The organism is Paenibacillus sp. FSL R7-0128, from assembly GCF_038002245.1.
Taxonomy (GTDB): domain Bacteria; phylum Bacillota; class Bacilli; order Paenibacillales; family Paenibacillaceae; genus Paenibacillus_AQ; species Paenibacillus_AQ silagei.
Genome location: NZ_JBBOCD010000001.1, coordinates 2,418,305 through 2,435,853 on the forward strand (window position 1 = coordinate 2,418,305; position 17,549 = coordinate 2,435,853).

16 protein-coding genes are annotated in these 17,549 nt (G+C 51.3%); 10 read left to right on the plus strand and 6 right to left on the minus strand.

Features of this window, described 5'->3' with window-relative positions; all coding sequences use genetic code 11:
- Nucleotides 1–23 precede the first annotated feature (23 nt).
- From NST26_RS09875 to NST26_RS09890, 4 genes are all read left to right on the plus strand, one after another.
- On the plus strand, nucleotides 24–179 hold the full coding sequence (locus NST26_RS09875; RefSeq protein WP_209874683.1) for a hypothetical protein: 156 nt from the start codon (nucleotides 24–26) through the stop codon (nucleotides 177–179).
- Between the two features lie 22 nt (nucleotides 180–201).
- Entirely contained in the window at nucleotides 202–681 is a 480-nt protein-coding gene (locus NST26_RS09880; RefSeq protein ID WP_340954488.1) for an IS1096 element passenger TnpR family protein, read from the plus strand.
- Between the two features lie 215 nt (nucleotides 682–896).
- Nucleotides 897–1,490: a TetR/AcrR family transcriptional regulator gene (locus tag NST26_RS09885; RefSeq protein WP_340954486.1), complete on the plus strand. Its 594-nt coding sequence runs from the start codon at nucleotides 897–899 to the stop codon at nucleotides 1,488–1,490.
- Nucleotides 1,491–1,529: 39 nt separating this feature from the next.
- Nucleotides 1,530–1,982 (plus strand): DoxX family protein, encoded by a 453-nt coding sequence (locus NST26_RS09890; protein WP_340954484.1) that lies wholly within the window; start codon nucleotides 1,530–1,532, stop codon nucleotides 1,980–1,982.
- On the opposite strand, the gene NST26_RS09895 is transcribed toward NST26_RS09890, so the two are convergent.
- Nucleotides 1,979–2,860 carry a LysR family transcriptional regulator gene (locus NST26_RS09895; protein ID WP_340954482.1) on the minus strand — a complete coding sequence of 294 codons (882 nt, stop codon included), beginning with the start codon at nucleotides 2,858–2,860 and terminating at the stop codon, nucleotides 1,979–1,981. The genes NST26_RS09890 and NST26_RS09895 overlap by 4 nt on opposite strands.
- Nucleotides 2,861–2,970: 110 nt before the next feature.
- Between NST26_RS09895 and NST26_RS09900 the strand changes: the two genes are divergently transcribed.
- The 3 genes from NST26_RS09900 (at nucleotide 2,971) to NST26_RS09910 (ending at nucleotide 8,757) form a co-directional block, all read left to right on the plus strand.
- Nucleotides 2,971–3,357: a tautomerase family protein gene (locus tag NST26_RS09900; protein WP_340954480.1), complete on the plus strand. Its 387-nt coding sequence runs from the start codon at nucleotides 2,971–2,973 to the stop codon at nucleotides 3,355–3,357.
- Between the two features lie 29 nt (nucleotides 3,358–3,386).
- Entirely contained in the window at nucleotides 3,387–3,713 is a 327-nt protein-coding gene (locus tag NST26_RS09905) for a carboxymuconolactone decarboxylase family protein (RefSeq protein WP_036725472.1), read from the plus strand.
- Nucleotides 3,714–3,993: 280 nt separating this feature from the next.
- Nucleotides 3,994–8,757, plus strand: coding sequence for an Ig-like domain-containing protein (locus NST26_RS09910; RefSeq protein WP_340954478.1), 4,764 nt, complete (start codon nucleotides 3,994–3,996; stop codon nucleotides 8,755–8,757).
- Between the two features lie 418 nt (nucleotides 8,758–9,175).
- Here NST26_RS09910 and NST26_RS09915 read toward each other — a convergent pair whose 3' ends face one another.
- The 4 genes from NST26_RS09915 to NST26_RS09930 form a co-directional block, all read right to left on the minus strand.
- Complete coding sequence (locus NST26_RS09915; protein WP_340954475.1) at nucleotides 9,176–10,483, minus strand: TerD family protein; 1,308 nt, start codon at nucleotides 10,481–10,483, stop codon at nucleotides 9,176–9,178.
- A gap of 55 nt (nucleotides 10,484–10,538) precedes the next feature.
- The gene (locus tag NST26_RS09920) at nucleotides 10,539–11,102 is read right to left on the minus strand and encodes a hypothetical protein (RefSeq protein WP_209874654.1); all 564 of its coding nucleotides are present in this window, start codon (nucleotides 11,100–11,102) and stop codon (nucleotides 10,539–10,541) included.
- A gap of 139 nt (nucleotides 11,103–11,241) precedes the next feature.
- The gene (locus NST26_RS09925) at nucleotides 11,242–12,624 is read right to left on the minus strand and encodes a sensor histidine kinase (protein WP_340954472.1); all 1,383 of its coding nucleotides are present in this window, start codon (nucleotides 12,622–12,624) and stop codon (nucleotides 11,242–11,244) included.
- Nucleotides 12,624–13,337, minus strand: coding sequence for a response regulator transcription factor (locus tag NST26_RS09930; protein ID WP_340954470.1), 714 nt, complete (start codon nucleotides 13,335–13,337; stop codon nucleotides 12,624–12,626). Before NST26_RS09930 ends, NST26_RS09925 begins: the two co-directional genes overlap by 1 nt.
- 163 nt (nucleotides 13,338–13,500) lie before the next feature.
- On the opposite strand from NST26_RS09930, the gene NST26_RS09935 reads away from it, so the two are divergent.
- The 3 genes from NST26_RS09935 to NST26_RS09945 are packed head-to-tail and all read left to right on the plus strand — an operon-like array spanning nucleotide 13,501 to nucleotide 15,905.
- Nucleotides 13,501–14,418 carry an ABC transporter ATP-binding protein gene (locus NST26_RS09935; protein WP_340979075.1) on the plus strand — a complete coding sequence of 306 codons (918 nt, stop codon included), beginning with the start codon at nucleotides 13,501–13,503 and terminating at the stop codon, nucleotides 14,416–14,418.
- Nucleotides 14,415–15,167, plus strand: a complete 753-nt coding sequence (locus tag NST26_RS09940; RefSeq protein ID WP_340979076.1) for an ABC transporter permease — start codon at nucleotides 14,415–14,417, stop codon at nucleotides 15,165–15,167. Before NST26_RS09935 ends, NST26_RS09940 begins: the two co-directional genes overlap by 4 nt.
- A 12-nt stretch (nucleotides 15,168–15,179) precedes the next feature.
- Entirely contained in the window at nucleotides 15,180–15,905 is a 726-nt protein-coding gene (locus NST26_RS09945; RefSeq protein WP_340979077.1) for an ABC transporter permease, read from the plus strand.
- A 34-nt stretch (nucleotides 15,906–15,939) separates the two neighbouring features.
- On the opposite strand, the gene NST26_RS09950 is transcribed toward NST26_RS09945, so the two are convergent.
- A complete protein-coding gene (locus tag NST26_RS09950; RefSeq protein ID WP_036725458.1) occupies nucleotides 15,940–17,538 on the minus strand; it encodes a response regulator in 1,599 nt (532 codons plus the stop codon).
- Between the last annotated feature and the right edge of the window lie 11 nt (nucleotides 17,539–17,549).

Below are 17,549 nucleotides of genomic sequence, written 5' to 3' on the forward strand. Positions count from 1 at the left end.
CTCATAGGAGGCTGAAATCAAACATGCTTGTGCCAAAAAGAATGGATAAACAAACAACTAGTGAGCTAGCTGAAGATGACTATTCAATTGACGATATTCTTGAATCTGAAGGTATACTGACGCCTAATGAAGCAAAAAAACTGTACAATGAGGTTCGGAGAATGCGTGAGGAAGAATGAATTGATAAAAGGGGAGAGTCCGATGACTAACAACGAACAAGCCAGATTATTCAAAGTAACCTTAAGCGATTGGAACGGTGCGGTGCGTGGTCGGCCTACCCGGAAGATTGCAATTTCTGCAAAGGCGTCGCTGTACGATCTTGCGGCAGTTACGATTGAATCTTTTGATTTTGATCTGGATCATGCCTTTGGATTCTATGATAATCTCAAAAACTGGACACGCTCTGAGGAAGGCTATGAATTATTTGCTGATGTGGGGGCGGGGGATAGGTTTCCTGGAGTGCAAAAAGCAACAATCAGTAAAGTTTTTCATACCCCCAAACAAAAGATGCTGCTCCTATTCGATTATGGCGATGAGTGGAGAATGATTGTTCAATATCTGGGAGAGACTGAAGTGAAGCCGGGACAAAAACTGCCTATGGTCACGGAGATCGAGGGAGAGGCACCGGATCAATATGGCGGCTTTGATGAAGATGAAGACGAAGAGGATGAAGAGGCATAGATGGAAATAATATACATATCGGATAGATATTAAAATCATGGGCTCGGGAGCCGGAGAAATGATGGAGGAATTAATCCACGTTATCCGGAACATTCCGAACCTTTTTTTTATTTACGCACTAATTTACAAACCAACGGTCGGTATGTATAATCAACAGTAATCATATTTTAATTTAATCTAATCTTACCTATGTAAGGCAGAAGAGGAGAATAGCAATGAAGAATGCAGACCGGCGGAAGCAGACGATCCGGCAGCTGCTGGAGGGGACCAAGGAGCTGCTGCGGGACAAGAGCTGTCATGCCATTACCTTGAAGGATATTATGGAGCAGTCGCAATTATCTAAGGGGGCGATATTTCATTATGTGAAGAGCAAGGATGAGATTTTTGCCTGGGTGCTGGAGGAGCGGCTTGACGCTGTGAATGATCGTTTTGAGGAGGAAGTAAGAGGCAGTATTGATAAAAGCTTCGACGGGCCGATGCATGCCATCGCCAGAAGTCTTGCCGGATTGGAAGACAGCCATGAAGCGACTAACAAGGTGCTTCTATACCTGCTGGGCAAGGAGAATGAACCGGCGGTAGCGGAGGTGCTTGAGCATTTTCATGAGCGGTCGGTGTCGGTCTCCAGGCAGTGGATTATCACGGGGCAAAAGTACGGGGTGATTAAAGAAACGGTGAACCCTGATGAGATGGCGGAGCTGTTCGTTCTGCTGTCATTAGGTCTGCGTGTGCGGGCGTCCCTGCGCGCCTCTTCCGGGACCCTTTCTGCGAAAGAAATATCCGGTATTATGGCTGGTATTCTGAAGAATTGAGATGAAGCAATATGAAGTAACAAGAAGGGGAGAGGTTAAATGGTTCCTTTTATAGCGCTCATCGTATCCTTTTTACTGTTCCGGGGAATAGGTCTACTAGGCTTGACGTATTGGAATGACTGGCAAACCGCCCTTCAGTGGGCTGTAGCTGTGATGCTGCTTTTCGGAGCTTCGGCTCACTGGGGACGGCGGCGGCCGGATTTGGTCAGAATGGTGCCGCCTGCTTTTCCGCAGAAAGAATGGATCGTGACGATTACCGGGATGCTGGAAATGGCCGGAGCTATAGGTATCCTGCTGCCCGCTTTCTCAGCAACTGCTTCTGTATGCCTGATCTTGCTTCTTATTGCCATGCTCCCCGCCAATATCTATGCAGCACGCATGAATATGACAATCGGGGGCAAGCCTGTGCCAAAATTACCGGTCCGCATAGGAATTCAGCTCGTTTTTATCACTGCAGTGCTGCTCGCATCCCCGTTACTCCACCTGCCTTAATCGTGAATAGACTCCAGCTCCTCCTTTACAAATTGCATCAAAAGCTTCTTGGATGAGGAGAGATACTCATCGTTACGTAATTGCAGCAGGCCTACGGGAATGGAGGCTTCCTTCAGCGTGACCTGGAGTCTCACCACATTCGGTGGTAACGGCGTAGATTCGAGGACGGCTCCTATAAAATCGATTTGCTGGACGAAGCCCGCAATGGCAGAGATTTGACTTACGGTATGCAGAAAGGGAGTTCCGGTGTACCGGGAGAACTGCTTCGATAATTGGGAATGATATAGACAGGTAGCTCCCCCGGCAATGATTGGATAACCAAGCAATTCCTCGAAAGCGATCTCATCTTTTGCGGCCAAAGGGTGGTTGTTCCCTGCGATAAAAGATATCCGCTCCTGATACAAGGGTTCGAAGTGATACGAAGATAGGTCAACAGGCTCTCCACAGATGGCAAAATCCAATTGATTCTGAAGCAGGGCATGCGAGAGCGAAGCGGTGTTACCGATCACAAAATGGCAGGATACATTAGGCTTATGCTCCATGAACCGCAGCAGTGACTTTGGTAGTATCTGCTCTGTCAATGATTCCAGCCCTCCGATCCTGAGCGTTCCGATCTCCTCTTTTTGCAGAGCTTTTGCCTGGTCCGCAACATAGTTCCAATGTCGGATCAGACTGTCGATCTCAGCGGCAAATATCCGCCCCGAAGCTGTAAGCTCAGAATCCCAGCCCCGTTTGAACAGCTTGATGCCCAGTTCCTTCTCCAGACGTTGAACCTGATTGGTGATTGTGGATTGTGCGTAGTTCAGTTTGGCGGCTGCTTTAGAGAAGTTTCCTTCTTGCAGGATGGTTTGAAATGTAGTTAGTTCTTTTAGGTCCATTAGCAGATATCTCCATCGGATAATTTGAATTTACGTATCATTTAATTCAATTATACAGAATAAAAGGCGGGGAGTACAATGAAGTTACACCAGTAAAGGAGTGAAGTGACATGCCTTTTGTCAGAGTCAGTTACTTGGAGAACAAATACGATGACCAACAGCTGCCTATCATTAGCCGCGAAATTATGAGTGCTCTAAGGGAATATTTTAGCGTGCCGCAAGATGATTTCTTTCAAGTCTACCATGCCCATAAAGCAAGCGAATTTTATTACAGTCCGAATTATTTAAACATAGAGCGAACGGATGGGCTGCTCTATATTCAGATTACGCTCAAATCCGGGAGAAGCAAGGAGCAGAAAAGGGGCTTTTACAGCAAGCTGGCCGAGACGTTGTCGAGCACACTGGGCATCAGGAAAGAAGACGTCTTCGTCGTGCTGGTCGATACAGAATTCGAGGACTGGACGTTTGGCAATGGCATCGCACAGATGATTGAATGAATGTTCATATAAGGAAGAGAGGTATTGGAATGAAGCATCGGAGAATTGCATCGAATGCTCTTGAAGCATTTGGAGACATTGCTCCTTCGTTCGCGCGTTATTCGGAGGAGGTGCTCTTTGGGGAGGTATGGAGAAGGGAGCAGTTATCGCTTCGGGAACGCAGTCTCCTGACGATATCGGCCCTGGTTGCCGGTGGACTTACCGAGCAGTTACCCTTTCATATCCGTCTGGCCCTGGAGAACGGTCTATCCGAAGAAGAATTGATCGAGGCAATGACTCACCTCGCCTTTTATGGAGGTTGGCCGCGTGCCGCATCGGCGATACAGGTTGCCAAGGGAATTTTTGAGGAAATATAACCAAAAAAAGCGCATGTGAGCGAAAGCTCCGTGCGCTTTTTTTGGTTTAGACAATTTTTATGATAAGAGGTTAGAAAATCGCTGTTTTTTCATTTTTTTTAGAGCTATACCCCAATTAGGTCCTGATGAATCGGTTTTTGTCGAGAATTGTTAAGAGTTTGTTTAGAGCTGTCTGATAGAATGGGCGCAGAAATGAAATTTTCTAAGGGGGCAGATGCTAGACTCCAGCAGAACTTGCAATATAGCGCACAGGATGAATGAACAAGGGGGAACGATACATTTGTTTAAGGGTAAGGGATTGAAAAAATATTTCTCGTTGTTACTCGTGATCAGCTTGGTTTGGACCGGAGCCTTTCCGGTATATGCGGGTTCAACGGACAATGGTGCGGCAAGCTGGGACAATGTTGGTCCGCTGCCAGACGACATCAACGTAAACGGAGTTGCTATTGGCTCAGATACTTTAGTTGCAGTGGGGGAAGCAGGGAAAATTGTTACCGCAGGCGGAACTTCGACATGGGCTGTTCGTGATTCTGGGGTAGCCGAGGATTTGAATAGTATTATTCATAAGGGCGCAGGCGGCGAATTCGTTGCAGTCGGTGACAATGGGATAGTCCTGACGTCAACAGATGGCGTGTCCTGGACACCCTCCGATGGCTCCGCCGGTTTTAACTGGAATGGAGTCAGTTACGGCGATGGAACATTAGTTCTAGTCGGCGATTCAGGAATGATTATGATCAAAAATGACAATCGCCCTGACTGGGAGATCGTATTCTCAGCCACTAATGAGAATCTGAACGCTGTGGCTTACGGTAACGGTAAGTTTGTAGCGGTGGGTGATAACGGTACAGTGGTAATGTCCAAAGATGGATCTGATTGGACCAAGGTGACAAGTAAAACAACCAACAAATTGAACGGAATCACCTTTGGCGGCGGAATGTTCGTAGCGGTTGGTGCGTCTGGAACTATTATTACTTCTCCGGAAAGTTCGAAAGGCGCAGCAAAGGTCCTTGAGTCGAAAGTGAACCTGAATGGAATAACTTTCGGAAACAGCGTATTTATGGCCGCAGGAGATGGAGGGAAAGTGTTTTCCAGCACCGATCTGGGGCAAACGTGGAAGCCAGAGACTACAAACGCAACGGCTAATCTTAACGGTATCGTATTTTTCCAAGGTCTTAATCAATTTATCGCAGCGGGTGATTCCGGAGAAATCATTATGTCTTATGTCGTTCCCAACATCCCGAGGGTGCTCAGTCTGACTCCAGGGAATGATGAGACCGATGTAGATATAGATAGAAATCTGGAGATCATGTTTAATCAGCCGGTGACGGCAGCCACTGGAGACGACAATAATATTAAAATTTTCAAGGCTGCGGATCTGTCCACTCCGGTTGAAACCATCCCGGCGGATGACGCCAGCAGAGTAACAGTAAATCCAGCTACCAATACGGTAACGATTAATCCGGGTAAGGATTTTGATGCAGGGGCTAAATATGCCGTTACAGTTGAAGCGAATGCTTTCACTAACGGTGCAAGCGGCAATGCAGCAATCGCAGCGGCTGAGTGGAGTTTCACGACAGTTGCCGGACCAGGAGATACGGAAGCTCCGACTGTAAGTGATTATTTTCCTGTGCCAGGGGCGGTAGGAGTAGCCATTGACACAAATCTGACGCTCACTTTCAGTGAGGATGTAACGACAGATAGCGGCAACATTGTGATTTATGACAGTATGGACGAAGGAAACCTAATGGTAATTCCGGTTAACTCAGAGAATGTCACGGTTAAGGATAACGTGGTAACCATTGTTCCGTATAAAGTTTTTAAAAACAGTACTACGTACTTTGTAAACATCGATGAAGGAGCTTTCAAAGATCTATCAGACAATGCTAACTATTATGAAGGTATCTCGGACAAGGACACCTGGAAGTTCACAACAGAAGAAGCGCCTGATACTACACCGCCGTTAACAATCGGCTTTACTCCTGAGAATGGAGCAACGAATGAAGAAATTGGCACCAATCTGGCTCTTACCTTTAATGAGGATGTACAGAAGGGTGAAGGCCAAATTAAGATAATCAACAGCACGAACAGCGAAGTTCCTCCTGTGACGATCCCTGTTGGTTCTGATGAAGTAATCGTTGACGGCAAAGTTGTAACGATTAACCCCGAGGCTGATCTGGATTATGGTGCAAGCTATTATGTCCAGATTGATAATGGTACATTTACGGATATGTCGGGCAACAGCTATGCCGGTATCACTAACAATACAACCTGGCGCTTTAGTACCACCAGCGAACCGGATACGACCGCGCCAATCGTAAGCACATACTCGCCTATGAATGGGGCAACAGAGGTAGCTATCGGAACTAACCTGGAGCTTGCTTTTAGCGAGAATGTACAAGCAGGGGAAGGCAGTATTGTTATCTACAACAACTCGTCTGACCAAATAGCGGCTACCATTGCTGCGAAGGACGTAAGCATTCTGAACAATGTAGTCACGATTAACCCGGCTGACAATCTGGAATATGGTACAAGCTACCATGTACAGATTAGCGGAGATGCTTTCGCAGATCTATCCGGCAACTTGTACTCCGGTATCGCAGACGACACCACGTGGCACTTCACCACAACGGCTGCGCCGGATACGACAGCTCCTGCATTAGAGCATTTTACGCCTGTAAATGGGGCAGCGGATGTAGCAACAGATGCTAATCTGACCCTTACCTTCAGCGAGAATGTAAAGGCTGGAGCAGGCAATATCGTCATTTACAATAGTGCGAATCATACACCGGCAGCGACGATTCCTGCGGCTTCAGGGAATGTAACTATCCATAGTAATGTAGTGACGATTAATCCTACGGATGATCTGAAGTATGGTGCGAGCTACTATGTACAGATTGGAGCCGGGGCATTTACTGATCTCGCAGGCAACAGCTATGCCGGCAATGCAGAGAGCGCAGTCTGGCAGTTCACAACTACAGATGCACCCGATCGGATCTCGCCAACGGTGATTACCTATTCGCCGGAGCCATGGGCCACAGAAATAGCAGTTAACGCGAATCTGACCCTTACCTTCAGCGAAAATGTACGGGCAGCGGCGGGTACTATTGAGATTTTCCGCAGCACCGATGATATTCATCCGGTCTTGACGATTCAAGCACTTTCGGACATGGTAACCATTCTAAATAATGTGGTCACCATTAATCCGGCTGCCAATCTGGAGCATGGTACCAGCTACTTTGTGCGGGTCTCTGAAGGAGCATTCACCGATAATGCTGGCAACAGCTATGCCGGTATTGCAGGCATTAACGCCTGGCGGTTTGTGACCACCAGTGCGCCAGATACAGCAGCGCCTGTAGTGACCTCTTACAGTCCGGCAGGCAATGCAACGCATGTGCCTGTATCGGCTGCACTCACATTGACTTTTAACGAGAATGTGCTTGCTGGAAAAGGCAATATTGAGATTGTAAATGCAGAGAATGGTGAAGTCGTTAAGTCGATTAAAGCGGACGACAAGACGCTAGTTTCGATTGCGAACTCAACCGTCAGCATCAACACGAACGGCCTGCTGAAGCAGGGCGGCAGCTATTACGTGCTTATACAACCGGGTGCTTTTACAGATGAAGCAGGTAACAGTTATGCAGGACTTGCGGATAGTAAGCTCTGGAGCTTCGCAACAGTTCCTGTTCCAGTCACGCCAACTGAATCTCCTACACCGGCACCGGGCGGCGGTTCAGGATCAGGGGGAGGAGCACCGGCTCCGGTTCCAACACCAAGTCCTCAGACAGAAAGTATTAACGCAAACGTTGAAAACGGGGCTGCTCAAGGCTCCATGGTATCCTCCGTTGTCATTACCCGCACCAAGGATGCGAACGGCGTGAAGAGTGATACTCTTACGTTCACATTGGAGCAGGCGATCCGGGCAGTCAATGAGCTTAAGGCGGCCGGGTCCAATATTGCCAGAATCATCGTGCCTGATAAGAATGATGAGGTTGCCGGAACCAGACTGACCATTCCAGCAGCTTCCAGTAAGCAATTTGCTGATAATCAGATCATGCTGGATCTATTCACAGTGAATGCTGAGGTGAAGGTGCCGGGCAGCTCAATGGCTGGATTCGGTACAGATATTTATTTCAACCTCGTTCCACTGAAGACATCACAGCAGAGCGCAGAGGTTGAAGCACTTGCCAAAGCACAGGTGCAGAGTGTATCCCGCGGTGCGACAGTTACGTTAGTAAGCCGTCCTGTAACGATTGAGACCAATCTGCAGAGCCGTCCGGTTACACTGGTATTGCCGCTTGGCAACTCTTCGTTAACGGCGGAGCAACTGAAGGCACTGGCGGTCTTCATCGAGCACAGCGACGGCACCAAAGAATTGGTCAAGGGAGAGATCGTACCTTTCGGCCAGACCGGAAAGTCGGGCATTCAATTTAGCATCAGCAAATTTAGTACCTTTACCGTTGTACTTGCACAAGATCCTGCGGTACAGGTGAAGGCGTATATGACGGGTTATGCCGATGGTACCTTCAAGCCAGGCAACAGCATTACCCGGGCAGAAGCGGCCAGCATCATTGCCCGCACTTTCAGCCAGTCCGCAGTCACTGCTGGTGTAGCGTATTCCGATGTTCCTGCCGGACACTGGGCGGCAGAAGCAATCGGTCAAGTGACGCGAAGCGGCATGATGAAAGGTTACACGGACGGCAGCTTCAAGCCGAACCAGACGATTACCAGAGCTGAGATGGCGACCCTTCTATCGCGCCTGATTACAAGCAGCGAAGGCCAATCGGCCGGCTTCAGCGATATTGCCGGACACTGGGCACAGGCCGCGATTGAGCGGATGTCCCAGGCAGGCATGATTACCGGCTATCAGGACGGAACATTCCGTCCAGACCAGACTTTAACACGTGCGGAAGCCGTAACCATCATCAACCGTGCTCTGAAGATCGCTCCTCTGACCAGCGCAGCCCAGAAATGGGCAGATGTCCCGGCAAGCTACTGGGCATTCGGCAGCATCCAGGCAGCATCTGTAGATCATACTGCGGAATAAAAAATCACGTAACAAACAGCCCTTCCAACCGTCTTAGACGGGGAAGGGCTGTTTTGTGTGCGGCTGAAGCTATAGGCTGCCACGAGAGCACGTGGGCCAATGTAATCGAAAAACCGACCACATTGGTCCGGCGTGGAGCGAGTGGGCCCAATGTAATCGAAAAACCGACCACATTGGTCCGGCGTGGAGCGAGTGGGCCCAATGTAATCGAAAAACCGACCACATTGGGCCGGCGTGGAGCGAGTGGGCCTAATGTAATCGAAAAACCGACCACATTTGTCCGGCGTGGAGCGAGTGAGCCCAATGTGGTCGAAAAACCGACCACATTGGTCCGGCAGAAGGTGGCTCAGCGCTATCGGCGGTATCACCCGCCCGCCAGGGGACGTTGTTCCTGATCATGCTGGCCGCTACTTACTCCCTACTTACTGCCCAACTCCCACCGCAGATTCCAGTGGTAACGCTGGTCCAGCTCCTCGTGCCCGCTGAAATACTCTACAAGCCGTTCCACGCTGAAGCTTCCATCTGGCTGGCTCCGAAGCATGGCGATGGCGCACATCCCCTTATCGTTGTTATGCTCGTCCAGCTGTACCTTAATCTCCGGCCCGCCCTGCTGGCTGATGGTTATAACCGCGCCGGCTTGCGACCAGTTCGTAACGCCTTCATAGATAAAAGCAAAGATGACGATCCGGCTGATCTCGGACAGGTGATGTCCGTTAATCCGCAGATTCTCGCCTGTGACGATGGAGCCGGTGCGGTCATCCCCGTCCAGCGAGATGTAGGGCGGCCGGTTCAAGCTGCCGAACGATTCGCCGAGCGCCTGGACCGTACCCTTAAGGCCGTTCTTCAGCTCGAACAGACAGCCGAGGTCCAGGTCAATGCCTCTGCTTCCGAACCACCCGGAGGATGGAGTCTGAAGCCAGTTAAGATTGATAAGAATCTCTCCTGCGGCTCCTGCTCCCTGCTGGAGACGGAGGGTCTCCCCGTGCCGCCTGAGTACGATGGTGTCCGGGTTCAAGGGCGAAGCGGAAGGAGCGGCTGGTGCTGCGGGAGGCAATGAATCGACCGGCTTAGGCCGTGACCGCAGCTCCGGAAGAACAAAGGGGGAGTTGCGGGCAGGTTCGGCTGTTCTGGAAGCTTGAACAACGGGCAGGATGTCCTTGACCTGTATTCCGAAGCTGTGGCAGAGCGCGGCTAAGCCTCCCGCATAACCGGAGCCGACCGCGCTGAATTTCCATTCGTTCTGATATCTGTAGATCTCCCCTGCCACAATGGCAGTCTCCACGGAATAACCGCCGCCCAGGCGGTACTGGAGGAGCTCCGTTCCATCCGCAGCGTTCATAATGCGCAGATAGGGATCGGAGAGCAGCGAGAAGCTCTGCTGTCTTGATTCCGCCTCATAGATCGTCAGGGCAAAGGCAATCCGCTCAACCTCCGCAGGAATTAGACTAAGCTCTACAGCAATTTGTGTATCGTCAGCGGGTCCGCTATGGACTCGTTGCGCGGGCGGCAATATCACTACAGACTGGTCCGGAGCCGCAGGATTGCCATAGAAAATAAGATCCTTCTCTGTTGCAACCTTCTGCGACGCGGTAAGTAAAAAAACGGAGAAATCAATCTCGACCCCAGCCCTTGCCTCATTCCAGCCCATGCCTACGATGATGCGGCCGAGGAGAGGATTGTCTTTGGTTAAGCTGCATTTTTGCCCCTTGATAAGCTCAAGTGTCATGAGAACCAGCCTTTCCTATGAGTAGTTCAAGCTTGTATAAGTGCGGGTGGCAGACTCAGAATCTGCCCCGGCTTCCGGCATCCAGATTGGGACCATTCAGATCCGTCAGGCGCTCCAAGGATTGCTCGTAGATCCGTACAATATCCTGTATCTTCTGGAACTCGGGGTCCGAGGGGCCCAGGTTGTCCATGAACATGCGCTGTAGAATTTCTTGGTAAAAGGAGATACGGCTCCCCACCAGCTTGCATTCGTAGTCAATGACCTCTTCAATCGAGTGCTGCTGAACGAATTCCATCAGGTCGTCTGCAGGATTACCGCGTGACTCGCGTTCATTGCGTGCGGCAACCGGCGCGCTGACATTATCCAGATTGACCGTGGAGCGTATGTCGGTGAACAGAATCCCCTCCTTGGCCAGCATCACCTGAAAAGGCTTGTGCTTGAACAGCTCCTGCGCAACCAGCGTACACATTGCCTGATTCCTCAGCAGCATCCCGTCAAACGGATGTAGCACCCACCCGCTGTCATCCCGGAACAGGTTGAATGTAAAATATTCACCCCCATACTCATATCTCAAGTTGATAGCTGTCTCAGATGTAAGCTCGTATTGAAATGCATCCATTCTATTGCGCGCCTCCTGCTTCTACTTTGGATTTCTATTAGCATAGCAGAAAATGGGGAATCTTGGAGAGAGGATTTTAGCCTAAATGGAAGAACCTCTTGCGCCGCAAGAGGTTCTTCCATTCGCTGTCCATCCGTCTTCACGCCAAAGGGGGAAACTGCAGGGTGGCCCGCAGTCCATGGTCGGTGTTGCTCTCCAGAACAAGCTTGCCCTTATGGGCTTCGGCAATGCGGGCGACCATCGGGAGGCCAAGCCCGTGGCCCTGGCGGACGGGATGGGTCCGCTTCCCGGAATAAGGCAGGAGGACCAGCTCAGGCAAAAGCTCTGCTGGAACCCCTGGCCCGTCATCGGATACGGATAGACAACATTCCGGCTCCTCCGGGCTGCGGGAAACCGTTACCGTAATCCCGCACCCATCCGGGTTATGCCGGATGCTGTTCTGGACCAGATTGCTTACTGCACGGTAGAGCAGCTTCTCATCTCCCATCACCTGCAGGCGCTCGTCCATAATGCACAGGTCCAGTGAATAACGCTCCTCCAGGCCGTTATTAATGAAGTCGGATACCACGGTCCGGGCCAGAGCGGATAAGCGTACCGGCTTAAGCTGCAACGGTTGCATGTCATACTCCAGCATCGAGACGAGATTCAAATCGCTGACCAGCGACCTTAGCTGCTCGCCTTGGCGGCGGATAATGGCAGCCTGCTGGCGTTGCTCTCCGGTCAGGTTGTCTTGTTCCTCCAGATTGCTCGCGTAGCCAAGGATCATCGAGAGCGGGGTGCGGATGTCATGGGAGATCCCGGCGATCCAGTTGGATCGGGCTTCATCCCGTGATTTCAGCTGCGAGCTCCTGGTCTGCAGGGTAGCGGAAGCCGAATTAATGCTCTCGGACAAATCACTGAAGAGTCCGGCAGTCTCCAGGTTAACCGGCTTGTCTTTGGCCAGGGCATGAATGCTGTTGATCAGGGGCCGGATATTGCGGATCAGCCGGGTGCCGATGAACAAGGAGAGGGCCACGGCCAGTACCACATTGCAGATCAGGAGCAGCAGCACTCTTAAGGGAAGGGAGCGCAGCCAGTCCGTCATGTATCCGAGCTGATATTTTTCATATGAATATTTAGGATAGCCTACGACAATAAGTCCTTCTGGATGCTCCCAGATATACACAGGATATTCCAGCAAGTAGTAGCGTGAGAACTTCGCCACCTCTACGATGTTGTAAGCGTGCGGAATCTCCGGAGGCAGCTGCTCACTCCATGTCACCTTGCCTTCCGCGTTCAGCAGCATAGCCCAGGCCCGGTTCTGCTGAAGCAGGGCACCCCCCTTGGGATTGAGGGAATACTTGCCGTCAGACCCTTGCAGAGCTGAGGATATCTCCCGCACAACCTTTTCCGGTGAAGCCTCCTGATGCGTTTCCTTGAAGATCAGGGAACCCAGCAGAATCAGATTGAACAGGAGCAGAAGCGTAGAGACCAGCAGGGTAGAACCTACGAATTTGCGTAAAATACGGACCGCGCTGTCCATTAGAGCGCCTCCTGCACCAAGAGCTTATACCCAAGCCCTCTGACCGTCAGCAATTGTACCGGCTTCGAGGGATCGGCTTCGATCTTCTCGCGGATACGCCGCATATGCACCATTAAGGTATTCTCATACCCGTAGCTGTCATCTCCCCATACCGCCAGGCAGAGAGCATCGCTGGTCACAATCCGGCCGCGGTTCTCATAGAGCTTGACCAGAATGGCGTGCTCTTTAGCCGTCAGAGGCAGCTCCTGGCCGTCTCTTCGTACCACAGCGCTGTTCAGATCCACCACCTGCTCACCTGACCTGAAGACAGGCAGCCGTTCTGGAATCGGCGAGGCATATACCCGCTTCAGCACAGCGCTCAGACGCAGCATTAACTCCCTCGGCAGAAAAGGCTTGACGATATAATCGTCGGCTCCCAGGCCCAGCCCCAGCAAGCGGTCCTCATCTTCGCCCCGTGCCGACAGGAAGAGTACCGGCATATCGGAGAAGGTTCGTATGGCGGAGAGGAGCGAGAACCCGTCCCCATCCGGCAGCATCACATCGAGAATGGCGATATCCGGTTTTTCCTGGCGGCATATGGCGAGGGCACTGCTATAATCTCCAGCTGCATAGATGCGGTAATACCCTTCTTTTCGTAAAAAAAGCTCGATCATCTCGCGTATCTTCGGTTCGTCCTCAACGATCATTATTTTGCGGTTCTTCATGTTATTCAATCGTCATCACCCATGAATTAGTATACACGATCAGGCGGTGAAGAATGGGAGGTGCCGGTGTATTTAAGGTAGACGTAAGGTTATCTTCAGTCTGGAGCAAGGGAAGGCCTCTATGCTTGGAAGCAAGAGCCAACTTGATAGAAATGGAGATGAACTGAACCCTATGAACACTCATCCAATTATTGAGACACAGCAATTGACCAAGACCTATGGGGGAACGCCCCGGGTGGATCAAGTAAATCTGAAGGTGCAGCAGGGAGAGATTTTTGGTTTCCTTGGTCCGAACGGAGCAGGGAAGACGACTACGCTCAAGATGCTGCTGGGACTGGTGCAACCCACCCAAGGAACCGTTAAGCTGTTCGGCCAAGAGCTGCGGAACCACCGGCTGGAGATTCTGAACCGGACGGGTTCCCTGATTGAGTCGCCTTCCTATTACGGACATCTGACGGGCCTTGAGAATCTGAGAGTCATGCAGCGGCTGCGCAGCCTGCCTGCCAAAAATATTGATAAGGTATTGCAGATTGTCCGGCTGGATAATCACCGGCACAAGCCTGCCGGGCAGTATTCACTCGGAATGAAGCAGCGCCTGGGTCTGGCTATGGCCTTGCTGGCTTTCCCGAGTCTGCTGATTCTGGACGAGCCTACGAATGGGCTCGATCCTGCGGGGATCGGAGAGATCCGGGAGCTGATTAAATCCTTGCCTGCCCAGTATGACATGACGATTGTGGTATCCAGCCACCTGTTGTCGGAGATTGAGCAGACTGCTACATCGGTTGGCATCATCAGTGACGGCAAGCTGCTGTTCCAGGGGGCGATGGCTGCGCTTCAGGCGCAGAACCGGGCGGCGGTTCACTTTCGGATCGATGATCCCGCCCGGGCAGTCCGGATACTGTCGGAGCACGGGTATAGGCCCATAATGCAGGAGCGGCAGCTGGTGTTCAGCGCCATGCCGGACTCTGAGGTGGCCCGGGTCAATGAGATTCTGGTGTCCGGCCAGATTGCTGTGAGCCGGATCGTGGAGTCGAGGAAGAGTCTGGAGGATATCTTCCTGGATCTCACCGGAAAGGAGCGGAGCCTGTGATGAAAGCCTTGTTCCTGGAATATTACAAAATCCGGCGGAGAAAGGTATGGGCGATGCTGACGCTCTTTCTGGCCGCCGAGCTGGGCTGGGCGGCCATGTCCATGAGCATCTCGATCTCGCGGAGTGCGGACAATGCCACCTGGGAAGCGCTGATTTTCAGCCTCTCGTCGATGAACGGGCTGTTCCTGCCGATTCTGTCGGCGATTGTAGTGTCAAGGATTTGCGACATGGAGCATAAAGGGGATACCTGGAAAATGCTGATGACTACTTCTGTCGGACGCCAGACGGTGTATGCCGCCAAATTCGTCTGTGCCGGAAGTCTGATCCTCTACGGCATTCTGGCCCAGGCTGTTTTTATTGCCGGCTTCGGTATGTTCCATAGACTCGCAGAACCGCTTCCGGCAGGCCTGCTGCTGCAGTTCACTGCGGGTACTCTGATCGCCAGTCTGCTGATTATTGCGATGCAGCAATGGATATCGCTGGCGGTGAAGAATCAGGCATTTGCCCTGTGTCTTGGCATGCTGGGCGGGTTCCTGGGGACGACCGCAAGCTTGTTCCCTGCCGCTGTCCGGCAGTTGGTCGTCTGGTCTTATTATTTGGATCTCAGTCCGGTGACTTATGTGTATAAGGCTTCATCAGGAACCTATGTTACCGGAAGCATGCCTCTGATTCAGTTAAGTGCAGCTCTGATACTGACACTGGTTCTGTATGTTGCCGGGAATACCCATGTCTCCAAACAATCGGTCTAAGGAGGAGAATTTATGCTTAGAAGTGTTGCTGCCGAATGGCCCAAGCTGCGCCGCTCGCGGATGGGACTGGTGCTGGTCAGTCTGCCTGTGGTCAGCCTGATGATCGGCTGTGCTAATTTTGTGATGAACCGTGAGGCCTTGCAGGGAGAGTGGTATAGCTTATGGACTCAGGTAAGCTTATTTTATGGAGAGTTCTTCCTGCCGATTCTGATTGCCATCTGCTGCGCCTTTGTCTGCAGGCTGGAGCATGTGAACCGGAACTGGAACATGATCCTGGCTGCTCCAGTATCCATAACCAGTCTCTTTATAGCCAAGCTTATTATTGTGGGCGTGCTGATTGCCGGAGCGCAGGCGCTATTCCTTCTAATGTATTGGGCGGCAGGACAGATGCTGTCTATGACGGGGGATTTTCCAAAGGACATCATCCTGTGGACCCTGCGCGGCTGGGTGGCTTCGCTGAGTATTGCTGCCCTCCAGCTCGGCTTGTCCATCCGTATCCGCAGCTTTGCCACGCCGATCGGCATCAGCTTGTGTGCCGTTTTTGTGGGACTGGGCCTGTATGTGCTGAAGCTGGGGCTGCTGTTCCCATACTCGCTGCTGACCATTGGCATGGGCGTGCTTACCCAGCGCGGACTGACGGCTATGGAGAATCTGCTATTCTTTCTGATGAATGGAGTGTACCTTGTAGTTCTGTCAGTCTGGTCGATCCGCAGGCTGAGGTATAATGATGCGGGTTGAGCCCTGCCTGAACGATGGGAAACGGACAATGCATTCACTTGTTCCGGTATTCCTGCGGCGTACAGCCATAATGCTTCTTAAAGATTTTAATGAAGTGGGGAGGAGCCAGGAAACCAAGCTGCCCGCTGACTTCCGTAATTTTGAGGTCGGTGCTGCGCAGCAGGTGAACGGCCCGCTCCATTCGGGTATGGTACAAATAATCGCCGATTGTTTCGCCGGACACGGTCTTATACACTTTGGATAAATATACAGGATGCAGCTTCACATGGTCTGCAACCGTCTGAAGGGAGATCCCTTCGGCAAGATGCTCCTGGATGAATGTCCGAACCTTGGAGGCGATCTTCTGGTGGGAATCCTCAACCTGACGGGAGGCCTTTGCGCGCAAGGCAGCGATCTGCTTCTCGGCCCACTGGAAAATTCGCTGTCTTGAAAGCTGCGATTTCTTCCGCAGGAGCAGGTAGAACTCTTCACCGAGCTGGGTTTCCACATCTCCTTCCCCGGAGGAGAACGTCACGGCGAAGGAGGATGATAGATATAGAAGCGTTGTAAATAACTGGTCATGTGTCGGTTCGTTGTCAAGCTCGCTCACGGACAGAATCCGGCCGATCTTGGCAAGGGCCTCATCCCAGTTTTCCGATTCCAGTAAGGAAGGAAGAAGAGGGGGGAGGTGCAAATGGTTGAGGTTTTGCCCTTGCGATTGTGACTCGGATTCGTCAATTGTAATGAAGTAGCTTTTATTTTTGCCGACATTTCTTATAAGTGAGGATACAGAGGCTAGGTATGTTTCTGATATGTTCTCAGGGAATGTCTGGATGTTGCTTAGACAAATCGAAAGGGAGCCTGACAGGAATTTTTGCACGTTGTTTTGTACCTTGACCGCATAAGAATCGATTAGCGAAAGGTCTGGCGCTTCGTTGCTTTTGATCAGAAAAACAAGATAGCCTTGCTCGGTATTGCAATGCCATAGCTCGAAGAGCTCCTGAAACACCTCTTCGGTGATGTTGCCGACAGCGAACTCCAGAAGGGACAGCGATTGAAGATTGTATCTGGAGAAATCCTCCTCCAACCGGATGAGCATCAGCATATAGGAGTCGCCCGGGAGGAACGAGATATCAAGCATGGCCAGGCGTTCCTCCAATATGTCGGCCTGCATCGGTTTGTTCTGGAGCAGGTCTGTGAGCAGCTGGCTGCGCAGCAGCGGCTTGTTGGCGTGCAGCGTATGTTTAATCCGTTGGAAGGAGCTGATTTCGGCCCATTCCAGCTCAATATCGGTTATCGCCTGCCCAACGGCATGCGTCAAGGCAGCGATGTCAACCGGTTTTAACAAGTAACGGATTGTTCCATACTGAATCGCCTTCTGGGCATATTCGAATTCGTCATGTCCGGATAAGATGATGCACCTGATCTTGCGGGAGAAATGCCGGATGCGTTCGATGAGCTCAAGACCGTCCATCTCCGGCATCCGAATATCGGTAATGATGATATCAATGGCATGTCTCGTCGCGGTCTGGAGTGCTTCTTGGGCCGAGTAAGCCCGGTGCACCTCTTCAATGCCGTATTCTTCCCATGGAATGGTAAGTGCTAAGCTATCGACAACTGATGTTTCATCATCGACAATAAGTAATTGATACATACGGGGCCATC

What these genes read in the sequence shown, in the direction of transcription:
- NST26_RS09885 (WP_340954486.1), top strand. Translation starts at nt 897, where the DNA reads ATGAAGAATGCAGACCGGCGGAAGCAGACGATCCGGCAGCTGCTGGAG.
- NST26_RS09900 (WP_340954480.1), top strand. Translation starts at nt 2,971, where the DNA reads ATGCCTTTTGTCAGAGTCAGTTACTTGGAGAACAAATACGATGACCAA.
- NST26_RS09945 (WP_340979077.1), top strand. Translation starts at nt 15,180, where the DNA reads ATGCTTAGAAGTGTTGCTGCCGAATGGCCCAAGCTGCGCCGCTCGCGG.
- NST26_RS09950 (WP_036725458.1), bottom strand. Translation starts at nt 17,538, where the DNA reads ATGTATCAATTACTTATTGTCGATGATGAAACATCAGTTGTCGATAGC.
- NST26_RS09915 (WP_340954475.1), bottom strand. Translation starts at nt 10,483, where the DNA reads ATGACACTTGAGCTTATCAAGGGGCAAAAATGCAGCTTAACCAAAGAC.
- NST26_RS09925 (WP_340954472.1), bottom strand. Translation starts at nt 12,624, where the DNA reads ATGGACAGCGCGGTCCGTATTTTACGCAAATTCGTAGGTTCTACCCTG.
- NST26_RS09920 (WP_209874654.1), bottom strand. Translation starts at nt 11,102, where the DNA reads ATGGATGCATTTCAATACGAGCTTACATCTGAGACAGCTATCAACTTG.
- NST26_RS09905 (WP_036725472.1), top strand. Translation starts at nt 3,387, where the DNA reads ATGAAGCATCGGAGAATTGCATCGAATGCTCTTGAAGCATTTGGAGAC.
- NST26_RS09880 (WP_340954488.1), top strand. Translation starts at nt 202, where the DNA reads ATGACTAACAACGAACAAGCCAGATTATTCAAAGTAACCTTAAGCGAT.
- NST26_RS09875 (WP_209874683.1), top strand. Translation starts at nt 24, where the DNA reads ATGCTTGTGCCAAAAAGAATGGATAAACAAACAACTAGTGAGCTAGCT.
- NST26_RS09890 (WP_340954484.1), top strand. Translation starts at nt 1,530, where the DNA reads ATGGTTCCTTTTATAGCGCTCATCGTATCCTTTTTACTGTTCCGGGGA.
- NST26_RS09935 (WP_340979075.1), top strand. Translation starts at nt 13,501, where the DNA reads ATGAACACTCATCCAATTATTGAGACACAGCAATTGACCAAGACCTAT.
- NST26_RS09895 (WP_340954482.1), bottom strand. Translation starts at nt 2,860, where the DNA reads ATGGACCTAAAAGAACTAACTACATTTCAAACCATCCTGCAAGAAGGA.